Genomic DNA, 246 nt, shown 5'->3' with positions numbered 1-246 from the left:
CCGATCTGTCCGCGCTCGACCTTCTGGTGGTCCAAATCGACGGGCTGCATCTCGGCGACGATCTCGTGCTGGTCGCCGCGATCGGGGTTGACGGCCAAGGCAACAAGCATCCGCTGGCGCTGGTGGAAGGGGCGACCGAGAATGCCGCAACGGTTCAGGCCCTGCTGGACAACCTGGTCTCGCGCGGGCTCGACCCGACGGTGCCAAGACTGTTCATCGCCGACGGCGCGAAGGCGTTGTCGAAGG

Annotated in this window: 1 protein-coding gene; it reads left to right on the top strand. The window is 66.3% G+C overall.

The annotated features are described in order from the left end of the window. Window positions 1–246: transposase (locus ACZYOF_RS45030; RefSeq protein ID WP_463719731.1), on the top strand; the 246-nt coding region annotated here is incomplete at both ends.

This window comes from Bradyrhizobium sp. LeoA1Lang, from assembly GCF_055413685.1.
This window is presented reverse-complemented; position numbering and strand designations above follow the sequence as displayed.